The organism is Leuconostoc sp. JNUCC 76 (assembly GCF_053667755.1).
This window is the reverse complement of the sequence record NZ_CM132206.1, coordinates 147813-169614: the sequence shown is the minus strand read 5'-3', so window position 1 is coordinate 169614 and position 21802 is coordinate 147813. Positions and strand designations below refer to the sequence as shown.

37 protein-coding genes are annotated in these 21802 nt (G+C 40.6%); 2 read left to right on the top strand and 35 right to left on the bottom strand.

The window, feature by feature from the left end:
• Positions 1–88 precede the first annotated feature (88 nt).
• From rpsI to JNUCC76_RS01005, 7 genes are all read right to left on the bottom strand, one after another.
• Positions 89–484, bottom strand: coding sequence for a 30S ribosomal protein S9 (gene rpsI, locus JNUCC76_RS01035; RefSeq protein WP_002815996.1), 396 nt, complete (start codon positions 482–484; stop codon positions 89–91).
• A gap of 18 nt (positions 485–502) precedes the next feature.
• Complete coding sequence (rplM, locus tag JNUCC76_RS01030) at positions 503–946, bottom strand: 50S ribosomal protein L13 (protein ID WP_002815997.1); 444 nt, start codon at positions 944–946, stop codon at positions 503–505.
• A gap of 137 nt (positions 947–1083) precedes the next feature.
• Positions 1084–1494 (bottom strand): pyridoxamine 5'-phosphate oxidase family protein, encoded by a 411-nt coding sequence (locus JNUCC76_RS01025; protein ID WP_454155070.1) that lies wholly within the window; start codon positions 1492–1494, stop codon positions 1084–1086.
• A gap of 48 nt (positions 1495–1542) precedes the next feature.
• A complete protein-coding gene (gene truA / locus JNUCC76_RS01020) occupies positions 1543–2310 on the bottom strand; it encodes a tRNA pseudouridine(38-40) synthase TruA (protein ID WP_454155068.1) in 768 nt (255 codons plus the stop codon).
• 20 nt (positions 2311–2330) lie between these two features.
• The gene (locus tag JNUCC76_RS01015; protein ID WP_454155066.1) at positions 2331–3134 is read right to left on the bottom strand and encodes an energy-coupling factor transporter transmembrane component T family protein; all 804 of its coding nucleotides are present in this window, start codon (positions 3132–3134) and stop codon (positions 2331–2333) included.
• Positions 3127–3984, bottom strand: a complete 858-nt coding sequence (locus tag JNUCC76_RS01010; RefSeq protein WP_454155064.1) for an energy-coupling factor transporter ATPase — start codon at positions 3982–3984, stop codon at positions 3127–3129. Before JNUCC76_RS01010 ends, JNUCC76_RS01015 begins: the two co-directional genes overlap by 8 nt.
• Positions 3960–4778 (bottom strand): energy-coupling factor transporter ATPase, encoded by an 819-nt coding sequence (locus tag JNUCC76_RS01005; protein WP_454155062.1) that lies wholly within the window; start codon positions 4776–4778, stop codon positions 3960–3962. The genes JNUCC76_RS01010 and JNUCC76_RS01005 overlap by 25 nt, the downstream gene beginning before the upstream one ends.
• 174 nt (positions 4779–4952) lie before the next feature.
• Between JNUCC76_RS01005 and JNUCC76_RS01000 the strand changes: the two genes are divergently transcribed.
• Positions 4953–6623, top strand: a complete 1671-nt coding sequence (locus JNUCC76_RS01000; RefSeq protein WP_454155060.1) for an FAD-dependent oxidoreductase — start codon at positions 4953–4955, stop codon at positions 6621–6623.
• Between the two features lie 68 nt (positions 6624–6691).
• Entirely contained in the window at positions 6692–7690 is a 999-nt protein-coding gene (locus JNUCC76_RS00995; protein WP_454155058.1) for a polyprenyl synthetase family protein, read from the top strand.
• A gap of 44 nt (positions 7691–7734) precedes the next feature.
• On the opposite strand, the gene rplQ is transcribed toward JNUCC76_RS00995, so the two are convergent.
• From rplQ to rpsJ, 28 genes are all read right to left on the bottom strand, one after another.
• Positions 7735–8118, bottom strand: coding sequence for a 50S ribosomal protein L17 (gene rplQ, locus JNUCC76_RS00990; RefSeq protein WP_002816006.1), 384 nt, complete (start codon positions 8116–8118; stop codon positions 7735–7737).
• Positions 8119–8154: 36 nt separating this feature from the next.
• On the bottom strand, positions 8155–9099 hold the full coding sequence (locus JNUCC76_RS00985) for a DNA-directed RNA polymerase subunit alpha (RefSeq protein ID WP_011679138.1): 945 nt from the start codon (positions 9097–9099) through the stop codon (positions 8155–8157).
• Positions 9100–9146: 47 nt separating this feature from the next.
• Positions 9147–9533, bottom strand: coding sequence for a 30S ribosomal protein S11 (gene rpsK / locus JNUCC76_RS00980; RefSeq protein WP_011679137.1), 387 nt, complete (start codon positions 9531–9533; stop codon positions 9147–9149).
• 125 nt (positions 9534–9658) lie between these two features.
• The gene (gene rpsM / locus JNUCC76_RS00975; RefSeq protein WP_002816010.1) at positions 9659–10030 is read right to left on the bottom strand and encodes a 30S ribosomal protein S13; all 372 of its coding nucleotides are present in this window, start codon (positions 10028–10030) and stop codon (positions 9659–9661) included.
• A 76-nt stretch (positions 10031–10106) separates the two neighbouring features.
• Entirely contained in the window at positions 10107–10226 is a 120-nt protein-coding gene (rpmJ, locus tag JNUCC76_RS00970) for a 50S ribosomal protein L36 (RefSeq protein ID WP_002816013.1), read from the bottom strand.
• Between the two features lie 44 nt (positions 10227–10270).
• Positions 10271–10486, bottom strand: coding sequence for a translation initiation factor IF-1 (gene infA / locus JNUCC76_RS00965; RefSeq protein ID WP_002816015.1), 216 nt, complete (start codon positions 10484–10486; stop codon positions 10271–10273).
• A gap of 106 nt (positions 10487–10592) precedes the next feature.
• A complete protein-coding gene (locus tag JNUCC76_RS00960) occupies positions 10593–11156 on the bottom strand; it encodes an adenylate kinase (protein ID WP_454155054.1) in 564 nt (187 codons plus the stop codon).
• Positions 11149–12483 carry a preprotein translocase subunit SecY gene (gene secY, locus JNUCC76_RS00955; protein ID WP_454155052.1) on the bottom strand — a complete coding sequence of 445 codons (1335 nt, stop codon included), beginning with the start codon at positions 12481–12483 and terminating at the stop codon, positions 11149–11151. The genes JNUCC76_RS00960 and secY overlap by 8 nt, the downstream gene beginning before the upstream one ends.
• Positions 12483–12917: a 50S ribosomal protein L15 gene (rplO, locus tag JNUCC76_RS00950; RefSeq protein ID WP_010292117.1), complete on the bottom strand. Its 435-nt coding sequence runs from the start codon at positions 12915–12917 to the stop codon at positions 12483–12485. Before rplO ends, secY begins: the two co-directional genes overlap by 1 nt.
• A gap of 30 nt (positions 12918–12947) precedes the next feature.
• Complete coding sequence (rpmD, locus tag JNUCC76_RS00945; RefSeq protein WP_002816019.1) at positions 12948–13130, bottom strand: 50S ribosomal protein L30; 183 nt, start codon at positions 13128–13130, stop codon at positions 12948–12950.
• 11 nt (positions 13131–13141) lie between these two features.
• Positions 13142–13648 (bottom strand): 30S ribosomal protein S5, encoded by a 507-nt coding sequence (gene rpsE / locus JNUCC76_RS00940; protein WP_002816020.1) that lies wholly within the window; start codon positions 13646–13648, stop codon positions 13142–13144.
• A gap of 19 nt (positions 13649–13667) precedes the next feature.
• Positions 13668–14021: a 50S ribosomal protein L18 gene (gene rplR, locus JNUCC76_RS00935; protein ID WP_454155049.1), complete on the bottom strand. Its 354-nt coding sequence runs from the start codon at positions 14019–14021 to the stop codon at positions 13668–13670.
• Positions 14022–14101: 80 nt separating this feature from the next.
• Entirely contained in the window at positions 14102–14638 is a 537-nt protein-coding gene (rplF, locus tag JNUCC76_RS00930) for a 50S ribosomal protein L6 (RefSeq protein ID WP_454155047.1), read from the bottom strand.
• Positions 14639–14662: 24 nt separating this feature from the next.
• Complete coding sequence (gene rpsH, locus JNUCC76_RS00925; RefSeq protein ID WP_002816023.1) at positions 14663–15061, bottom strand: 30S ribosomal protein S8; 399 nt, start codon at positions 15059–15061, stop codon at positions 14663–14665.
• Between the two features lie 133 nt (positions 15062–15194).
• Complete coding sequence (rplE, locus tag JNUCC76_RS00920; RefSeq protein ID WP_002816024.1) at positions 15195–15737, bottom strand: 50S ribosomal protein L5; 543 nt, start codon at positions 15735–15737, stop codon at positions 15195–15197.
• A gap of 23 nt (positions 15738–15760) precedes the next feature.
• Complete coding sequence (gene rplX, locus JNUCC76_RS00915; RefSeq protein ID WP_011679135.1) at positions 15761–16069, bottom strand: 50S ribosomal protein L24; 309 nt, start codon at positions 16067–16069, stop codon at positions 15761–15763.
• A gap of 23 nt (positions 16070–16092) precedes the next feature.
• Positions 16093–16461 carry a 50S ribosomal protein L14 gene (gene rplN / locus JNUCC76_RS00910; protein WP_002816026.1) on the bottom strand — a complete coding sequence of 123 codons (369 nt, stop codon included), beginning with the start codon at positions 16459–16461 and terminating at the stop codon, positions 16093–16095.
• Between the two features lie 48 nt (positions 16462–16509).
• Entirely contained in the window at positions 16510–16776 is a 267-nt protein-coding gene (gene rpsQ / locus JNUCC76_RS00905; RefSeq protein ID WP_002816027.1) for a 30S ribosomal protein S17, read from the bottom strand.
• Positions 16777–16798: 22 nt separating this feature from the next.
• Positions 16799–17005: a 50S ribosomal protein L29 gene (gene rpmC, locus JNUCC76_RS00900; RefSeq protein WP_002816028.1), complete on the bottom strand. Its 207-nt coding sequence runs from the start codon at positions 17003–17005 to the stop codon at positions 16799–16801.
• Positions 17005–17418: a 50S ribosomal protein L16 gene (rplP, locus tag JNUCC76_RS00895; RefSeq protein ID WP_002816029.1), complete on the bottom strand. Its 414-nt coding sequence runs from the start codon at positions 17416–17418 to the stop codon at positions 17005–17007. The genes rpmC and rplP overlap by 1 nt, the downstream gene beginning before the upstream one ends.
• A gap of 14 nt (positions 17419–17432) precedes the next feature.
• Complete coding sequence (rpsC, locus tag JNUCC76_RS00890) at positions 17433–18104, bottom strand: 30S ribosomal protein S3 (protein ID WP_002816031.1); 672 nt, start codon at positions 18102–18104, stop codon at positions 17433–17435.
• Positions 18104–18460, bottom strand: coding sequence for a 50S ribosomal protein L22 (rplV, locus tag JNUCC76_RS00885; RefSeq protein WP_002816032.1), 357 nt, complete (start codon positions 18458–18460; stop codon positions 18104–18106). Before rplV ends, rpsC begins: the two co-directional genes overlap by 1 nt.
• Before the next feature lie 14 nt (positions 18461–18474).
• Positions 18475–18753: a 30S ribosomal protein S19 gene (gene rpsS, locus JNUCC76_RS00880; RefSeq protein ID WP_002816034.1), complete on the bottom strand. Its 279-nt coding sequence runs from the start codon at positions 18751–18753 to the stop codon at positions 18475–18477.
• A gap of 17 nt (positions 18754–18770) precedes the next feature.
• Positions 18771–19604 carry a 50S ribosomal protein L2 gene (gene rplB / locus JNUCC76_RS00875; RefSeq protein WP_454155042.1) on the bottom strand — a complete coding sequence of 278 codons (834 nt, stop codon included), beginning with the start codon at positions 19602–19604 and terminating at the stop codon, positions 18771–18773.
• Positions 19605–19625: 21 nt separating this feature from the next.
• Positions 19626–19913 carry a 50S ribosomal protein L23 gene (gene rplW / locus JNUCC76_RS00870; protein WP_002816036.1) on the bottom strand — a complete coding sequence of 96 codons (288 nt, stop codon included), beginning with the start codon at positions 19911–19913 and terminating at the stop codon, positions 19626–19628.
• Complete coding sequence (gene rplD / locus JNUCC76_RS00865) at positions 19913–20536, bottom strand: 50S ribosomal protein L4 (protein WP_072612946.1); 624 nt, start codon at positions 20534–20536, stop codon at positions 19913–19915. The genes rplW and rplD overlap by 1 nt, the downstream gene beginning before the upstream one ends.
• 32 nt (positions 20537–20568) lie before the next feature.
• The gene (rplC, locus tag JNUCC76_RS00860; protein ID WP_025267687.1) at positions 20569–21255 is read right to left on the bottom strand and encodes a 50S ribosomal protein L3; all 687 of its coding nucleotides are present in this window, start codon (positions 21253–21255) and stop codon (positions 20569–20571) included.
• A 75-nt stretch (positions 21256–21330) separates the two neighbouring features.
• On the bottom strand, positions 21331–21639 hold the full coding sequence (gene rpsJ, locus JNUCC76_RS00855; RefSeq protein WP_002816040.1) for a 30S ribosomal protein S10: 309 nt from the start codon (positions 21637–21639) through the stop codon (positions 21331–21333).
• Positions 21640–21802: the final 163 nt, after the last annotated feature.

Here is a 21802-nt window from a genome sequence, read left to right as displayed (position 1 = left end):
TTTTAATTATTAGCAACGTGATAGCAAATCAAAAAAACACTTTTCAATAAAAGAAAAGTGTTTTTTAAACGCTGATATAATAAGAATATTAACGCTTTGAGAATTGTGATGCCTTACGGGCTTTCTTCAAACCTGGCTTCTTACGTTCCTTCATACGTGAGTCACGAGTCAACAAACCTGCTGCCTTCAATGCTGCACGGAAATCAGGATCTACTGTCAACAAAGCACGGGCGATACCGTGACGTGTTGCACCAGCTTGACCAGAATAACCACCACCAATAACGTTAACTAATACGTCATAGTTACCTAATGTTTCAGTAACGTTAAATGGTTGCAAAACAACTTCACGCAAGTTAGCAAAAGGAATATATTCTTCGATTGACTTGCCGTTCATTGTGATTTGGCCATTACCTGGAACCAAACGTACACGAGCAACTGAGTTCTTACGACGACCTGTGCCGGCATATTGTACTGCTGTAGTCATAATTGAGATTCTCCTTTCTTAAACTAACTTGTTGATGTCAAGTGCTTCGGGCTTTTGTGCGGCGTGATCGTGTTCTGATCCTGCATACACGTGCAAGTTCAAGCCTTGCTTACGTCCCAAAGTGTTCTTTGGCAACATACCGTGGATTGATAATTCAAGCAACTTTTCAGGGTTGAATTCACGATAGTTTCCAGCTGTGCGAGCCTTCAAACCACCTGGGTGGTTTGAGTGGTGATAATAAACCTTATCAGTGGCCTTCTTACCAGTCAACTTAACTTCGCTTGCATTGATGATGATGACATTGTCACCCATGTCAACGTTTGGTGTGAACGTTGGCTTGTTCTTACCACGCAAAATTGAAGCTACTACTGTTGACAAACGTCCCAAAACGACGTCTTTTGCATCAATAATATACCACTTCTTTTCGATTTCACCTGGTTTTGCTAAAAATGTTGTACGCATGTTTGCGCTCCTTTGATTAGTTGTTTACTGACTCAGCCGTTCCTTGCTAAGCATTTACAATAAGTTTCCGGGGCTTATCGTGAGGTAAACAATACCGTCTTCTATCTTAACCAAAAAAGCGTCTCATGTCAATTAATTTACTCAAAATTAACATCTTTTTTATACCCATATGACGCAAGACTAGCGGAATGAATGTCGAGTTCCAGTACAATCTCATTTTCGATATCTGGGTGCCCCTGCATATAAGATTTGTTGTCAATAAATAATGGTTTAACATCTGCCCATGTTTTATCAGAACGTCTCATAGTTGCATTATTTGATTCAATACGTGCGCCATTTTCATTAAATGGCGTAATGATAGCTACCTTGTCATTATTATCGATATCATGAACTTTATATGATGTCGGATCAACGTTAAAGTACCATAGATTTTCACGTTCTGGACTGACCGCAAATCCCATAATTCGAATACTTGGTTGATTATCTCTAGTGGTTGCCACGAAAACAAGCCCTCGCGAAGCTTGAATATATTCTTCAAAAAATGTCATAATTACTCCCCCTTAAAGTAGTACTGGTTTCATTATAACAAATATTGTTCAATTGTAATCAATCTCGTCCAAGTATAGGCCACTTGCTGGCGCAGTATACCTAGCTTGTTCCCGATCCTTAACTTCTATCAGTCGAACGATATCATGTACAGGTCGTTTTCCGGTACCAATTTCTAGTAGTACACCAACCATAATACGAATTTGATTATATAAGAAAGCATTCCCTTCAAAGGTGAATACTATCTCATGCTCTTCTGGTTTCTCATCAACGTCAGCCCGAGTAATCAAACGAATAGTTGTAGCCGTTTCATTTCCTGAGGCAGCAAAGCTAGCAAAATCATGCTCACCTAATAAGTCAGGTAAAGCAGCTTTAATTTTGCTCATATCCAGTTTCCAATGGAAATGTCCTGTATATTTGCGTTTAAAGGGGTCCTTGTAGTCAGTCGTAGATACACGATAAATATACCGCTTGGAATGTGTATTAAATCGTGCATGGAAGTCATCAGAAACATGTTCTACATGATTTACAACCACATCAAATGGCAACAACGTATTCATCCCCTTGCGCACGCCTTCTGGATCAATATTGAATGGCAAATCAAAATGAACTACTTGACCAAAACCATGAACTCCCGTATCAGTGCGCGATGCACCTACTACTTTAATCTGCGGTGATGGATTCTTTGCCATTTTATTGATGACTTTATTAAGCTCTCCTTGAACTGTACGTACAGACTCAACACCGTTTTTTGTTTGCAATTGAAACCCAAAGAATTCAGCACCATCGTAAGCTATAATTGCTTTATATCGCGGCATAGATTTCTCCTCTTATTGCCTCATTTTATAAAAAATTTAATACCAATAAATATAACCGTAAACCCGGTTAATCCTATAAACGCAATGCGATCATTGCTGCCGTATGATAGTACACGATACTTTGTTCGTTGAGTGGCGTCTTGAAACCCACGAACCTCCATCGCATTGGCTAAATCTAGTGCTCGTTGTAATGCACCCACGAACAGCGGAATAAGTAATGGCACAATAGCTTTGGCTCTTTTAATTGGTCCCCCTGTTGAAAAGCTCATACCACGTGACTTTTGTGCATTCATGATTTTTTGCGTTTCATCCATTAGCAGTGGTACAAAACGTAGCGCAATCGATAGCATCAATGAAAGTTCAGCTACTGGTACGTGGATCTTTTTCAAAGGCTTCAATAAAGATTCTAACGCATTCGCAATACTTGTCGGTGGCGTTGTTAACGTCAAAATTGTTGACATCAAAATGATTAAAACAAAACGAATCATAACATAAATAGCATTAATAATTCCCGGAACCGTCACTTTTAGTGGTCCAGCATGTAATAATACTGGTGTTCCTGGCGTAAAAAAAAGCTGTAAGATCACTGTAAATAGAATTAGCCAAAAAATTGGTTTTAATCCATCCCAATAAAGTCTAAATGGCTGCTTTGTTAAGCGTATTGCTAAAACAACGAAAGCCGCTGCCCATGCATAGGTCGCCCATGATGTTGACCACAACATCACAAAAATAAAAATAAAAGTTCCAATCATTTTAGTTCTTGGATCTAAACGGTGAATCCAAGAATCTCCTGGCACAAAACGGCCAATCATAATATTATTCATGCCGTTTTTCCTCATTTAACATAGTCGCTAATTCCGTCAATAATAATGGACGATGACGCAATACATGTCCCTTTTGACGCAGCTGCTCCGCAAACTGTCCAGCCTTAGGCAAATCCAAAGCAACCGTTTTAAACCATGCCAGATCCTTATTGAATATTTCAACTGGGGTTCCTTCTGCTGCAACACCACCTTCATGCATTACAATAACATGATCAGCTACAGCGATTACATGATCCATCTGATGAGAAATGAAAACTACCAATTTACCCGCTTCTTTCAGGTCTCTCACAATCGTAAGTAATTCTTTTTGCCCTTTTGGATCTAGGCCAGCAGCTGGCTCATCTAAAACAATGATATCTGGGTCACTTGCCAACGTTCCTGCCATAGCAACACGACGCATCTGTCCACCTGAAAGTTCAAAAGGTGATTTATGCCATAACTTTTCAGAGACATTCACCCGTTTTAAGGCAGTTTTGGCCGCATTCTCAGCATCTGCTTTAGCATAACCAAAATTTATTGGGGCATACATGACGTCTTCTAAGACTGTATTTGCGAACAACTGATTTTCTGGAAATTGAAAAACCATACCCACTCTGGCCCGCAAAGAGGTCAAGTTTTTTTCCTTCAAATCACTCGTCAAAACAAAATCATCAATAACTACTCGTCCTGTTGTGGGTTTCAATAAACCATTTAAATGTTGTATGAAAGTTGACTTACCTGAACCAGTCTGACCAATAATTGCCGTTACTTGTCCATCCGGTATCGTTACATTAATATCATGCAAAATTGGCTGCGCTAAAGTTGTACCAGCACCATAACTAAAATTCACTTGTTCAAAGTTGATAGCCACTGTATCAGTTCTCTCTCGTCCATATATTTATCAGGTTTCTCGTTTAAATGAAATGCTAACTCATTAGCAAAAGGTAGTTCTAATCCATTTTCATGTAGCGTTTTCCGCTGTGAAAAAACTTCAGCTGGTGTACCATCTAGGATTTTTTGCCCGTCATTAATAACCACTACTCGGTCAGCGAGTGTTGCTTCATCCATATCGTGCGTAATAGTCACTAATGTTAATTCTTTACCAAACTGCTTTTTTAATTCCTGTAATGTCTCCATGACCGTAGCACGGCCATCAGGATCTAACATTGCAGTCGCTTCATCTAAAATAATAATCTTGGGTTGTAATGCTAACACACTTGCTAAGGCAACGCGTTGCTTTTGTCCACCTGACAGTGTATGTGGCTCACGATTTTTAAATTCTTGCATGCCAACAATAGTCAGTGCATTATCTATTTTTTGAGGCATTTCCGAGCTTTCAACCTGGATATTCTCTAGACCAAAAGCAACATCGTCAGCAACAGTTGCACCAACAAATTGGTTGTCTGGATTTTGAAAAACCATGCCAATTTTTGATCGGACATGGTGCACAGTTTCGACAGTCAGACGTTCATCAAAAACATCAATATCACCTTGTTCTGCCACTAAAAGCCCTAAAATCAATTTTGCCAAAGTTGATTTACCAGAGCCATTGTGTCCCACCAAAGCAACCCATTGTCCAGCATCAATCTCTAAATTAAAATCGTTGAATAAGGAGCGTTCGTCATAACTATATTTTAAATTGTCTATCTTTATCGCGTTAACCATTACTACTTATTTTAGCATATTTTCCTCTAAAAAATAGGTGGAACCATTTCACAATACAAATTCCATATTTTCACAAAGAACTACTCTCATAAACCTAGTAAATTAGCATAAACTAGTCTATACTAGAAGAGGTAAAACGCTAATAAACAATAAATTTCACAAAGGAAGCATCCCATGAACGAGAAAAATATCGTCATTGTCGGCGCCGGTTTTGGTGGCGTCTTCGCAGCAAAAACATTGTCTAAAAAGCTAAGAAGTCATAAAGAGTATAATATCATCTTAGTTGATAAGCATTCATACTTTACATACATGACAGAGTTACATGAAGTTGCTTCTCAACGTGTTAAACCAAAACACGTGCAAGAAGATTTAGAACATCTCTTCTACCAAGATAAGAATGTTAAATTATTAACGACAGAAGTAACAAATATCAATAAAGATAAGAAGACAATCTCAACAACACAGGGTGATATTCCATACGAAAAACTTGTTTTAGCAGTTGGTGGGCAGTCAAACGATTTTGGTACGCCAGGCGTTAAAGAACACGGATTTGAATTATGGTCAATGGAAGAATCACTCAAAATTCGAAATCATATTGAAAACATTATTGGCCAAGGAGCCGCTGAGCTTGATCCTGACAAGCGTGAACAAATGTTAACTATTGCCGTTGTAGGATCTGGTTTCACGGGCGCCGAACTGATGGGCGAATTTATCGAGCAACGTAAAGTATTGGCTCAAACCTACAAATTAGATGAGAGCGAGATTAAGCTTGTCCTGCTTGAGGCATCTCCTTCTATCCTAAATATGTTAAAAGATCGTAAATTAGCTGACAAGGCTTTCAAATATATGGAAGACAATGGTGTTGATATAAGATTGAACTCAAGAGTCACTGGGGTCGATGAGAACGGTGTATTCTTCCAAGACGGATCGACATTACCAACAAAATCATTAATATGGACTGCTGGTGTCAAAGCCAAATCATTCATATCAAACTGGGGATTCAAATACGGTCGTGGTGGTCGTATTGAGGCTGATGATTATATGCGCGCCACTAAAGAAGATGGCACTCCAGAAAAGGACATTTATGTGGCTGGAGATACGCTTTCTTACGTTGATGAAAAAACAGGACCAATCCCACAAACCGTTGAAGGTGCCGAAAGTGCTGCTCGTGCAGCGTCTGCTAATATCCTTGCTGATTTTGGACTGGGCAAAGCCAAAACATTTTCTGAAGCGGTAAAGTATCACGGTTTCGCGGTTTCGATTGGATCTCATTACACTGTCGCTAGCTTGATGGGTCTTAACTTTTCAGGATTCATCGCCAGCATTGCAAAGCACGGTATCAATCTCTTCTTCTACTCACAAATCCGTTCAGCCTACTCTATCTTCCATTATATGTTGGATGAATTCTTCCGTACAGAAGACGGCCGCAATCCGTTCAAGGGAAGCATATCACGTCTTGGCAATGTCCTATGGTCAACACCATTACGTCTGTTTTTAGGTGTATTTTGGATTTTAGTTGCACTAGGAAATGCCGGTGATTTAAACAGTTTCTTCTGGCAAAGTGGTCTTGCTAGCTTTATTGAAATTGTCACTGGCGCAGGCATCTTACTTGGACTATTTACGTGGCCTTTGGGCTTGTTATCAATCCTCCTTACGATTGTTTCCGGAGCAACACATTCGTTTGAACTCACGCACTGGTTTGTCATGTTGAGCAGTTTGGCAATCATGAACGGTTCTGGTCGTGGATTTGGTTTAGATTTTTATGTTGTACCACTACTCCAAAAGACTTTTGGTGGCCTCTGGTATGGTAAAGCAAAATCAACATATAATGAATTAGAAAAATAAGTTATAATAATAAAGTGCGAGGATCATTATTCTCGCACTTTGTACATAATCAATGAAAAGAGACTCCCATGGCAATGCCGTCGTTACCAAAAATTTGGGACACTTTCCCAGAATTAAATCCACCACTTCAAAAAGTATTAATAGAAATGTCTGAAAGTTGGCACATTGGTTTTTCAGAAATCGATAGTGCCATTCGTTCACAAGCTAGTGCTGGAAAATTAGTTCGTCCTGCACTGACATTACTTTTCTCTGAATTAACTGATGCGCCATATAATCAGAAGGCTATCGTATTAGGAGCAAGTGTTGAACTTTTGCACCTTGCTACACTAATACACGATGATATCATTGACGAATCCAAACTGAGACGTGGACAAGATAGTATTCAAGCACATTTTGGTAAGGATACAGCTGTTTATGCTGGTGATTACTTGCTTACTGGAATGTTATCATTATTAAATGATGCTGACAATATTCAAGCAAATAAGCTGGCATTAGAAGCTTTAAGAAATATCTTATTTGGTGAGTTAACACAAAAACACAACCGATATTTGACTGACACTTCTTTTGATAACTATCTCACTCAAATCACCGGTAAGACAGCTGCTTTATTTAAACTCAGTGTCCTATTCGGAGCCACAAGCTCAGAGGGTGTAAATTCTCAATTACTTGATGTTGTAAGTAAACTTGGTGAGAATCTTGGCATTGCTTTTCAGTTATTAGATGACTATCTTGATTTTGAGTCAATTACTGAACAGCTCTCACTCGGTAAACCTGCTGGTCAAGACATTCGAAATGGCATCTACACAGCACCTATCTTATTTGCCTTAGAAAATCCAGATATCAATGCAGAATTGAAAGAACTACTGGCTTTGAGAGATGGAATTACTGATAATCAACTCGTACACATTCACAATATTGTTATTGAAAGTGGTGCCATGTCGCGTCTAAATTCTCTTTTAGCTGAATATAGTCAAGAGCTTGATGATCTACTGAATAAATTACCAAATAATGCATTACGCCAAAAATTAAGTCATCTTGCCACATTATTATTAAATCGTAAAAATTAGAAAAAAAAACTTGAGAAATAAATTCTCAAGTTTTTTTGTTATTGTTAATCAACGAGCTCCAAGATAACCAGTTGCGCAGCATCGCCACGACGTTGGACTGTCTTGAGAATTCGTGTATAACCACCATTACGTTCTGCAAAGCGAGGTGCAACATCATCAAACAACTTTTGCAAAGCTGATTGCACTTTAACATCGTCGCCATCTTCTATAACATCCGCAACTTCGTTACGAACAAAAGTAGCTGCTTGACGGCGAGCGTTTAAGTCGCCACGCTTACCTAATGTAATCATTTTATCAGTTGTCTTACGAACTTCTTTAGCGCGTGCTTCAGTAGTAGTAATACGACCATTGATCAAAAGATCAGTTGTCAAATCACGCAACATAGCTTTACGTTGTGAAGATGTACGACCCAATTTACGATATGCCATTGGTGAATCCTCCTTTTTTTAATTTAAAGACATGTGTTAATCTTCCTTGCGAAATCCTAAGTTCATATCAGTGAGCTTTTCTTGGATTTCGTCAAGTGATTTCCGACCGAGGTTACGCACTTTCATCATGTCAGCTTCAGTGCGATCCGTCAACTCTACAATAGTGTTGATACCGGCCCGTTTGAGACAATTATATGAGCGAACAGATAAATCTAGATCTTCAATTGGGGCAGAATCTGATGCACTAGCAGCAACAGGCTCTGCTTCAACCATAACACTAGCTTCAGCAGCTACAGGAGAAATATCCATAAACAAACCAAGATGCTCAGCTAAGATCTTAGCACCCAAACTCAAAGCATCACTTGGTTTGATAGAACCATTTGTCCAAATATCAAAAGTAAGCTTATCATAATCGTCACGCGCACCGATACGTGTATTTTCTACTTGGTAGTTTACACGTTCGATAGGTGTATAAATAGAATCGACGGCTAAAACACCAATAGGCATTTCATCACGTAGCTTCTTATTTTCATCAGCTGATGTATATCCACGACCTTTGACCGCCGTGACTGTCATATGTAATGACTTACCAGCTGCCACAGTAGCGATATGTAAATCAGGATTCAAAACTTCAACATCAGCACCACCCTGCAAATCTGCAGCTGTTACATCTGCCGGCCCTTGAATATCAATTTCAAGTGAGCGTTCATCATCTGAGTCAATCGCCAACACAACCTTCTTGAGGTTCAAGATAATTTGTGTGACATCTTCAACAACGCCATCCACGGTTGAAAACTCGTGAACCACGCCGTCAATTTGCACCGTATTAACGGCTGCGCCAGGAAGCGAAGACAATAAGATACGACGCAATGAGTTACCAAGTGTCGTACCATATCCACGCTCAAGAGGCTCTACAACAAATTTGCCGTAGCGGGCATCCTCTTCGATGTTATGAATATTTGGCTTTTCAAATTCAATCATCTGTAAATTCTTACCCCTTCTTTCACAGCAAGAGCAATGAAATTCAATTAAACACGACGACGCTTTGGTGGGCGTGATCCGTTATGGGGAACTGGTGTAACATCCTTAATTGATGTTACTTCCAAGCCAGCTGCTGCCAAAGCACGGATAGCTGATTCACGACCTGAGCCAGGACCCTTAACAGTTACTGCAACTGTACGCATGTTAATTTCCATGGCACTTTTTGCTGCAGCTTCCGCCGCCATTTGAGCAGCGAATGGTGTTGACTTACGACTTCCTTTGAAGCCAAGTGCACCAGCTGATGACCAAGCAACTGCGTTACCTTGTGCATCAGTAATCATTACAATAGTGTTGTTGAATGTTGAATGGATGTGAGCCACACCAGATTCAATATTCTTCTTCACACGACGCTTACGCGTTGTACGACCTGCCATTTATTTGCCTCCTTTTCAATACTTTCTTATAATTTCTCGGGTTAAAATAAATTAACCAACATTACGCAACTTTGGTTGCGATAATCATGTGTCGCATCGATGAGGATACAACAAGAAAAAGTAAATTACTTTTTCTTTCCAGCAATTGCTTTAGCTGGGCCTTTACGTGTACGAGCGTTGTTCTTCGTGTTTTGTCCACGAACGGGCAAGCCCTTACGATGACGAATGCCACGGTATGATGCAATTTCTTGCAATGATTTAATATCAAGTGATACCTTACGACGTAGGTCACCTTCTAATTGCAAGTTTAACTTGTCAACTGTTGCACGAATGGCATCTTCTTGGTCAGACGTTAAATCGCGAACGCGAACGTCTTCAGAAACGCCAGCTTCAGCCAAGACCTTTTGTGCAGTAGTATTACCGATTCCGTAGATGTAAGTTAAGCCAATGACAATTCGCTTGTCACGTGGCAAATCTATACCTGCTATACGAGCCATAACAATTTACCTCCTTTAGTATTTTTGAAAATGACAGTTATGTCTTTATTCAATCAATATTTATAACACGCAGAAATTACTTTCCAGCGCGTTGCTTATGCTTGGGGTTAGCAGAACAAATGATCATTGTTCGACCATTACGCTTGATAACACGACAAGCATCACACATCTTTTTAACTGATGGGCGTACTTTCATAATCTATTCCTCCTATTCGGTTAACTGATTATTATATCTTTTACTTATCGGAAACGATAAGTAATACGACCCTTCGTTAAGTCGTATGGTGACATTTCAACGGTAACACGATCACCTGGCAAGATACGGATAAAATTCTTTCGAATTTTACCAGATACATGCGCTAAGATCACAGCTCCGTTTTCGAGTTCCACTTGGAACATCGCATTTGGCAAAGTTTCTTTCACTTTACCTTCGATTTCAATGACATCGTTGGCCACGCACTTAACCTCCTGTGCTTATAATGTTCAACATTGTTGATAAGTGCTTAACCTATCAAATTATACCAGAAAAACTGATATCTCTCAACAATGGTGTTTTGAATAATTAATTTAAATTGTCCAAAACTTCCTTAACATCATGATACACATCAGCAAGTTCACGACCGCCATCGATTGTGTGCAACACACCTGCTTTTTGATAGTACTCTACCAAGGGCAAGTTAGCCGCCTTATTAACTGCCAAACGGTTGTCAATAACTTCGGGTGTATCATCTGCTCGGCCACGTCCCAAAAGACGCTCGCGCAACAATGTATCAGCAACTTCAAAATATAATGTTGCTGATACAGATTTACCGTTATCTGATAAATACTTATCTAGGAATACTGCTTGTGCTTCATTACGAGGATATCCATCAAGCATGAAACCAGTTTCAACGTCTTGTTGGTTTAAACGATCAGCAACCATAGCATTTGTGATTTCATCAGGAACTAAGTCGCCCGCATCCATGAATTGACGCGCCTTTTGTCCTAATTCGGTATTTTCTGCCAAATTAGCACGGAAAATATCTCCAGTACTAATATGAACAATAGAATAATCCTTCACAATAAAGTCTGCTTGTGTGCCTTTACCAGCACCTGGCAAACCCAACAAAATCAAATTTTTAGCCATTGATTGCCTCCCGAGCTGCTAACTGATCTTTTGTAATAAATCCAACGTAATTTTTTTTCTGCATCAAACCATCAATTTGGCGAATCAAATCCAAAGCGACACCTATTGAAATTAACAGGCTTGTACCACCAAGACCTATCTTTTCATTAAGTCCCCAGACATCCGATGCAATCAAAGGAACCAACGCAACAACGCCCAAGAAAATTGATCCAACAAAACTCAAATTTAACAAGAGTTTTGAAACGAAAGCTTTTGTTTCTGCACCGGGACGAACACCAACAATATATGCACCTTGCTTTTGTAGATTCTCTGATAACTTATCAGGATTAACTTGAACAAAGGCATAAAAATATGTGAAAACAACAATCAATGCAGTATATAAAATTGCACCAGGCAAAGTCGTCATACTGAATATCTGTTGCATAATTTGGTACCACTGGGCTGATGAATATTTGTCTTGAAACGCTAACATAACCGTTTGTGGCGTACTAATAAATGATGAAGCAAATATGACAGGTATAACGCCAGAAACATTTACTTTTAATGGTAAATATGCTTCACTACCATATGATGTGGCAGATCGCGTATACTGCATTTGTAGACGACGAGTTCCTTCATAAGACCATGTCGTAAATGCAACCACTAAAATCATCGCTATAACTAATACAACAACAAATATCCAACCATTAAGTATGTCACTACTGTCTGATTGCAGAATATTTTCTTTGAAAATTTCATAGAAACCTTCTGGTGCTTGGGCGATTATACCCGCAAAAATAATCATTGAAACGCCGTTTCCTAAGCCTTTTTCAGTAATCATTTCCCCAAGCCACATTGCAAAAAAAGTTCCAATAGTCATAACAGAACCGATTACAACAAATGACATTACGCTATTGGTTTGACTCACTAATCCATAGGATGACAATGAATTAAATCCAGCTGTGATACCAACAGATTGAACAAACGCAAGGACAAGTGTTAACCACCGCGTAGCGTTATTCAACTTTCGGCGACCAACTTCACCTTGCTTACTCCATTCAACAAAGCGAGGCACGATATCTAATTGCAAAAGTTGTACAATAATTTGTGCTGTCACGTATGGTGACACGCCCATTGCGAACAACGAGTAGTTTGTCAGGCCACCACCAGAAAAGATGTTCAAAATGTTCATTAATCCGGAACTAGCCATCTCAGACATAGCGGAAGGGTTAACACCAGGCACAGTTATGTGCGTTCCAACTCTGTAAATAAACAGAATAAAAAACGTCCACCCTAATTTTTTGCGAATGTCCTTTTCACGTACTGCATTAAATAACGTGCTAAGCATTAAAGTACCTCAGTTGACCCACCGGCTTGTTCGATTGCAGCAACCGCTGCTGCAGAGAACTTATGTGCCTTAACAGTCAACTTTTTTTCAAGTTGACCAACAGCCAAAATCTTAATACCAGACTTTTGATTTTTAACAATACCGTTTTCAATCAAAAGTGTTGGTGTAATTTCTGTACCATCATCAAAGCTGTTTAACTTGTTCAAGTTAACAACTGCGAATTCCTTACGTGAAATGTTAGTAAATCCACGCTTTGGAATACGACGGTACAAAGGCATTTGACCACCTTCAAACCCCAAACGCACTTTGCCACGAGCCTTTTGACCCTTTTGACCACGTCCGGATGTCTTACCGTTTCCAGATGATGTACCACGACCAACACGGTTACGTACATGACGTGAACCGGCAGCTGGTTGTAATTCGTTCAAATTCATCTTTCGGTACCTCCTATTTTAATTGTGTAATTACTTAACTTCTTCAACGTTAACTAGGTGAGCAATATGGAAAATCGCACCACGTGTAGCTTCGTTGTTAGGCTTCACCACTGAACTAGATACGCGTCCAAGTCCAAGAGACTTAACGATCGCGCGTTGCTTAGGTAAGCGATGAACCGCACTCTTAATCAAAGTGATTTTCAAATCAGCCATTTTATCGCTCCTTATTCAGCTAAGTGTTCTAAAGAAACACCACGCAACTTAGCAACTTCTTCGGCATCTTTCAAGCTTGTAAGAGCATCGAAAGTAGCACGAATAACGTTAATTGGTGTTGCTGAACCAAGTGACTTAGCAGTCACATCGGCAATACCAGCAAGTTCCATAACGGAACGTGCTGCACCACCAGCGGCAACACCAGATCCTTCTTCGGCGGGCTTAACTAAAATCTTACCGCCGCCCCATTCACCAAGGACATCATGAGGAATAGTTGTAGAAACTGTTGGCACAGTAATCAACTTACGCTTAGCATCTTCAATAGCCTTGCGGATAGCTTCAGGAACTTCTTGTGCTTTACCAGTACCAAAACCAACGTGTCCTTGCTTATCACCAACGACGACCAAAGCTGCGAAACGCAAGCGACGGCCACCTTTGACAACCTTTGTGACACGGTTAATAGCAACAACGTTCTCTTCTAATTCACCAAGTGACTTAGGATTAACGAATTCAACCATTTTTATATTCCTCCTTTCCTTAGAACTTCAAGCCGTTTTCACGGGCTGATTCTGCTAGTGCTTGAACACGTCCATGATAAACGTAACCACCACGATCGAAAATAACTTCTTCGATGTTTGCGGCTTTACCACGTGAAGCGATCAACTCACCAACCTTAACTGCTTGTTCTGTCTTTGATCCCGTTACTTCGGCATCATGACTTGAGGCACTTGCTAGCGTTACACCCGCTACGTCATCAATTAATTGAGCGTAGATGTTTGCATTAGAACGGAAAACGTTCAAACGTGGGCGAGCAGCAGTACCAGAGATTTTTCCACGAACACGCTTGTGGCGCTTTACGCGGAGCTTATTCTTATCTGGTTTTGAAATCATAGCTGTGCTTTCCTTTTCTTATGGCAACTGCCATTTTAAGTTTATTATTAATAAAGTTTTGGCAGACAAAAAGTAATAAATTACTTTCCTGTCTTACCTTCCTTACGACGTACAACTTCGCCCTCGTAACGAATACCTTTACCTTTATAAGGTTCTGGTGAACGTACGGCACGAATTTCAGCTGCTAAATCGCCAACCTTTTGCTTTGAAATTCCTGAAACTTTGATTGTCAAAGCATCTGGTACTTCAACACTCAATTCTTCACGATCTTCAAAGTCAACAGGATGAGAATATCCAACACTCAAAGTCAATTTTGATCCTGACTTTGCTGCACGATATCCAACACCAACAAGTTTCAATGTCTTAGTGAAACCTTTAGATACGCCTTCGACCATATTTGCAACGTTAGCACGAGTTGTGCCATGCAATGCTCGAGTCTTGCTGTCATCACTATCACGACTGAAAGAAACTTCGTTTCCTTCAACAGTCATTGTGATAGCTGAAACGATTTCACGTGACAATTCACCTTTTGGTCCTTTAACTGTCACAACTGTACCTTCTTGAGATACAGTTACATCAGCTGGTAAAGTGATTGCTTTATTTCCAATACGGCTCATGGTAAGTCTCCTTTCTTAGATATATTACCAAACGTAAGCGATAACTTCGCCACCGACTTGCTTAGAACGTGCTTCTTTGTCGGTAATAACACCAGCAGAAGTTGAGATAATAGCAATTCCCAAACCGTTCAAAACTTTTGGTAACTCCTCAGCCTTAGCATACTTACGCAAGCCAGGCTTAGAGATACGCTGAATTCCTGTAATCACACGATTACGATCTTCTCCATACTTGAGAAATACACGGATAACACCTTGCTTGTTGTCATCGATGTATTCAAAGTCACGGATAAAACCTTCTGCTTTCAAGATTTCAGCGATGCTCTTCTTAATTTTTGATGCTGGAGCTTCAACTACTTCGTGACGTGCCAAATTGGCATTACGAACGCGAGTCAAAAAATCAGCAATTGGATCAGTCATAGACATCTATCGATATCCTCCTTTTTATTTTGAACGTAATCATGCAAAATGACACGCTCTTAACTATTATAGACTATTTTTGTCAATAACAGTTAAAAACGCGTCACTCATTTAGAGCAACAACATTTTTATTTACCAATTACTTAGCAAATGGCATTCCCATTTGTGTTAACAACTCACGACCTTCTTCGTCGTTTTGCGCTGTTGTAACAATAACAATGTCCAAACCACGTACGCGGTTAACTTTGTCAAAGTCAATTTCAGGGAAAATTAATTGTTCACGAATGCCCAGTGTGTAGTTACCACGGCCATCAAAGGCCTTTGATGATACACCACGGAAGTCACGAACACGAGGTAATGAAATGTTGATCAACTTGTCTAAAAAGTCATACATACGTTCTCCACGTAGTGTAACCTTTGTTCCGATTGACATACCTTCACGCAAACGGAACCCAGCGATTGACTTCTTTGCCTTTGTGATAACTGGTTGTTGACCAGCAATCAACTTCAATTCTTCAACCGCTTCATCCAAGTTCTTTGAGTTTGAAACTGCATCACCAACACCCATATTCAAGACAATCTTATCAATCTTTGGGGCTTGCATTGATGACTTAAAGTTAAACTTTTCGATCAAAGCAGGTTGAACTTCATTAACATATTTTTCTTTTAAAGCATTAGCCATGAAAATGATTTCACCTTTCAATATTAGCCTAGTACATTACCAGACTTTTTAGATACGCGAATTTTCTTGCCGTCTTCCACCTTGAATCCAACACGTGTTGGTTCGTTAGTTGAAGGGTCAAGCAATTGCACGTTAGAAACATGGATTGGTGCTTCGATATCGATAACACCACCTTGTGGATATTCGTTAGAAGGCTTTTGATGCTTCTTAACGATGTTCACGCCTTCGACAACGACGCGATCTTTTCCAGCAACAGTCTTAGTGATTGTGCCTTCTTTTCCCTTATCTTTGCCGGCAATGACGCGAACCTTATCACCTGTTTTTACAAACATGATTTGGCTCCTCCTTGTCAGTATTAGAGCACTTCTGGTGCCAATGAAACGATACGCATATAGTCGTTGTCACGCAATTCACGTGCAACAGGACCAAAAATACGTGTACCTACTGGTGACTTGTCGTCCTTCACGATAACAGCGGCGTTTTCATCAAAATTGATGTATGAGCCATCTGCACGACGAACGTCAGAAACAGTACGAACGATAACAGCCTTAATGACGTCACCCTTCTTTACGTTACCACCAGGGATAGCTTGCTTAACTGTAGCAACAATCATGTCACCTACACCAGCAAACTTACGGCCTGAACCACCGAGCACTTTAATCGTCAAGATTTCACGTGCGCCAGAGTTGTCAGCCACTTTTAAACGACTCTCTTGTTGAATCATGGTTCTTCCTCCTTGTTAGCAATTAATTACGACGTTTTGGGTAGATCATTAAAGAATAACAGCCTCTTCAACGATCTTAACCAAACGGAAGTGCTTAGTTGCAGACAAAGGACGTGTTTCCATGATTTGAACAATATCGCCTTGTTTGGCAGCATTGTTTTCATCGTGGGCCTTGAACTTCTTTGTGTACTTGACACGCTTACCGTAGACATCATGTGTCAAATAAGTATCAACAGCAACAGTAATTGTCTTGTTCATCTTATCTGAAACAACTCGTCCTTGGTAAACCTTACGAGTATTACGTTCTTCACTCATTTTTCAGCTTCTTCCTTTCGTCTTATTTGTTGGCGTTTGCCAATTCTTGTGCACGAATAACTGTCTTAACTCGTGCAATGTCCTTACGAACTTGTGCGATACGCGCCGTGTTTTCTAGTTGACCAGTAGCCAATTGAAAACGTAGGTTGAATAATTCTTCCTTGAATTCGGCTTCGCGCTTTTGCAAATCCGCAAGTGACAATTCTTTCAATTCACTTGCTTTAGCCATTATTCAGCCTCCCGAGCAATAATCTTTGTACGTACAGGCAACTTGTGTTGTGCCAAACGTAATGCTTCACGAGCAGTTGCTTCAGGAACACCTGCAACTTCAAACATTACCTTGCCACGTTTAACTGGTTCAACCCAACCTTCGGGTGCACCTTTACCGTTACCCATTCGAACACCGACACCTTTAGATGTATATGACTTATGAGGGAAGATTTTAATCCAAACCTTACCACCACGCTTCATATAACGTGTCATTGCAATACGAGCAGCTTCAATTTGACGGTTAGTAATCCAACTTGAAGTTGTTGCTTGCAAGCCAAAATCACCGAATGTTACCGTCTTGCCACCTTTTGCTTCGCCACGCATGTGACCACGGTGTACACGACGGAACTTAACACGCTTTGGTACTAACATGTTTGCTTCCCTCCTTACTTACTGTTCTTTTTTTGTGGCAATACATCACCACGGTAAATCCAAGTCTTGATACCCAAGTTTCCATAAGCAGTCATTGCTTCATCCCATGAGTAATCGATATCGGCACGTAAAGTATGCAAAGGCACTGTACCTTCAGTATATTGTTCAATACGTGCAATATCAGCACCATTCAAACGACCTGAAACCATAACCTTGATACCCTTAGCACCTGAACGAGTAGCACGTTGGATAGCACCACGCATAGCGCGACGGAAAGCCACACGGCGTTCCAAATCACCAGCGATTTGTTGTCCAACCAAATGTGCACTCAAATCTGGCTTTTTGATTTCTACGATGTTAATAAAGACACGCTTTGAACGACCTTTTTCATCTGTATCTGTCAATTTTGCCAATTGTGTACGAAGCTTTTCAACTTCTGAACCACCCTTACCAATAACCATTCCTGGCTTGGCAGTTTGGATAGAAACGTCAACACGTGACTTGGTTGTACGTTCAATTTCAATGCGATCAACTGAGGCATCTGCTAAGTTTTTCTCGATATACTTACGAATACGTAAGTCTTCGTGAAGTTGGTTAGCATAGTCAGCCTTATCAGCAAACCACTTTGCATCCCAGTCGCGAATAACGCCGACACGGAATCCAGTAGGGTTAATCTTTTGACCCATTACTTTGCCTCCTTCTCAGCAACCACAATTGTTAGGTGGCTTGTACGCTTGTTAATAGGTGAAGCAGAACCCTTAGCACGAGGACGGAAACGCTTAAGCGTTGGCCCTTCGTTAGCAAAGGCTTCCTTCACAATAAGATCTTCTCTGTCTAATGAGAAGTTATTTTCAGCATTAGCAACTGCTGAGTTCAAAACCTTGTAAATATCTTCAGTAGAAGTATTAGGTAGGAACTTCAAAATTGCGTATGCTTCGTTAACGCTCTTACGGCGAATAGTGTCAAGAACTAAGCGTGCCTTACGTGGGGCAACGCGAACGATCTTAGCAGTCGCACGAGCTGATGTAACTTGTTCAGCCATTTTTCACTTCCTCCTTATTTACCAGTCTTTTTATCGTCGTTCTTGTGTCCCTTGAACGTACGAGTTGGTACGAATTCACCTAACTTGTGTCCGACCATATCTTCTTGCACATAAACCGGAACGTGCTTGCGACCATCATAAACGGCAATTGTAAAGCCGATGAAGCTTGGGAAGATTGTTGAACGACGTGACCATGTCTTGATCACTGATTTCTTTTCAGAATCAACTTGCGCTTCAATCTTCTTAAGCAAGTGTGGGTCCGCAAATGGTCCCTTTTTTAAACTACGAGCCATTAGTTGTCTCCTTTCCCTTACTTACTCTTACGACCGCGAACGATAAACTTTGTTGAAGCCTTCTTCTTATCGCGAGTCTTCTTACCGGCAGTCTTCTTACCCCATGGTGACATAGGACTTGGACGACCAACTGGTGCTTTACCTTCACCACCACCGTGTGGGTGGTCGTTAGGGTTCATAACTGATCCACGAACGTGTGGACGCTTTCCACGCCAGCGGTTACGACCAGCTTTACCCCAGTTAATCAATGAATGTTCAGCATTCCCAACTTCACCAATTGTTGCACGGTTTGTAGCTAATACCAAACGAACTTCACCTGAAGTCAAGCGAATGATGATATATTTACCATCACGTCCCAAAATTTGTGCTGATGCACCAGCTGAACGAGCCAATTGCCCACCCTTCCCAGGCTTCAATTCAATGTTGTGAATTAAAGTACCTTCAGGAATAGCACTCAATGGCAAGGCATTGCCGGGCTTAATGTCGGCATCAGGACCAGATTGAACTTTATCGCCAACCTTCAATCCCTTTGGCGCCAAGATATATGACTTGATACCATCTTCGTATACTAACAAAGCGATGTTAGCAGTACGATTTGGATCATATTCGATAGCTTTTACAGTAGCTGTCTTGTCATCTTTAGTACGCTTGAAGTCTACGATACGGTAGGCTTGCTTATGTCCACCAGCATGGTGGCGAACTGTCATACGACCAGATGCATTACGTGCACCAGTCTTTGACTTTTTGGCCAACAAACTCTTTTCAGGCGTCGTCTTCGTGATTTCAGCGAAATCTGAAGTCGTCATGTTACGACGTCCGGCAGAAGTTGGCTTATAACTCTTGATAGCCAATGTCTTATCCTCCTATTTAGATTAACCTTCGTTAAAGATTTGAATATCTTTTGAATCTTTTGACAACGTAACTGTTGCCTTCTTTAATTTACGTGTGTAACCAACATAACGGCCTTGGCGCTTTTTCTTACCACGAACGTTTGCTGTGTTTAAACCAGAAACTTTAACTTCAAAGATTTCTTCGATAGCTTTTTTAATTTCAGGCTTTGTTGCGCGCGTATCAACTTCGAAGACATAACGCTTACGTTCTGTTTGCGCCATTGAAGCTTCAGTGATGATAGGGCGACGGATAATATCGCGTGCATCCATTAGGCAAGACCTCCTTGGATTTCTTCGATTGATGATTGAACAATCACCAGCTTATCTGCATTAACAACATCAAGCACGTTGATACCCTTTGTTGTCATAACTTGAACATTAGCCAAGTTACGTGCTGACAAGATTGCGTTTTCGTTGTCTTCATCAACAACTACTAATGTCTTGTTATCAGCTGACAAGTTTGCCAAAACTTTCTTAAAGTCTTGTGTCTTTGGTGCTTCAAATGACAAAGCATCAACAACTACCAACTTGTTATCAGCGACTTTTTGTGACAAAACTGACTTTAATGCCAATTGATATGCCTTACGGTTAATACGGTAAGCATATGAACGTGGTGAAGGTCCGAAAACAATTCCACCACCACGGAACTGAGGTTCACGAATTGAACCGGCACGTGCACGACCAGTACCCTTTTGCTTCCAAGGCTTACGTCCACCACCAGAAACCGCAGAACGATTCTTAACAGCATGTGTACCTTGACGCAATGATGCACGTTGCATCAATACTGCATCAGTAATAACGGCGTTGTTAGGTTCGATGGCGAATACTGCATCATTTAATTCGATTTCTGCAGCTTGACTACCATCTTGCTTTAATACAGCAACTTTAGTCATGATTGATTGTTCTCCTTTCTATATAATTTATATTAAGCTTCTTCTGAGTTAGTAGCAGATGCAGATGCATTAGCCATCTTAACTTCAGGATGCTTTGCGTTTACTTTTACAGTTGATTTGATTGTCAAAAGTGATTTGTTAGCACCAGGTACGTTACCCTTCAAAAGCAACAAATTGTTTTCAACATCAACATGAACAATAGCAATATTTTGCATTGTTCGCTTGTTATTACCCATACGTCCTGGCAAAAGCTTACCTTTGAAAACGCGGTTAATAATAGCACCCATTGAACCTGGGCGACGGTGGTAACGAGAACCGTGAGTCATAGGACCACGAGACTGCCCCAAACGCTTGATAGCACCTTGGAAACCATGTCCCTTCGTGATTCCTGTTACGTCGACGTATTCGCCCGCTTGGAATGTGTCAACCTTAATCTCATCCCCAACGTTAAATTCGTCTCCCGCATTGCGGATTTCACGAACGTAGCGCTTAGGGGCCGTATTTGCTTTTGAAGCATGGCCTTGTTCAGGTTTGTTTGACAAAACTGTGCGCTTGTCTTGGTAACCAAGTTGAATAGCACTGTATCCGTCTGTTTCTGCATTTTTCACTTGCAAAACGACGTTTGGTGTTGCTTCAACAGCAGTCACGGCGATCAATTCACCAGATTCTGTAAAAACCTGAGTCATACCGACTTTGCGGCCTAAGATACCTTTAGTCATGACTAATCTCCTTAAATATTTTTTCTTATTTTAATTTTGCCTCAAATAAGGCATGAAAGTTATATCCGTTATGGATTACAACTTGATTTCAATTGCAACACCTGATGGCAATTCAAGCTTACGCAATGCGTCAACTGTCTTGTCAGTAGGGTTCACAATGTCGATCAAACGCTTGTGCGTACGCATTTCAAATTGCTCACGGCTATCCTTATGCTTATGTGGTGAACGTAAAATTGTATATAATGTACGTTCAGTTGGTAGCGGAATAGGACCAGCAATTTCTGCGCCCGTACGCTTGGCCGTTTCAACAATCTTTTCTGCTGATTGGTCCAAGATACGGTGTTCGTATGCCTTCAAACGGATACGGATCTTCTTTTGTGCCATTATTTCATGCCTCCTCGTTGATTTTGTAAATCAGCTAACTTCGATTAAAAACCGACAACACTGCTTGTGTTTTGCGCGCCCATGGCAACGCGGCCGCGCGTGTCGCAACCTTAATCATCATCGCTAAACATTGATACACTAGGCTTTCGGTAGGGTTTTACTA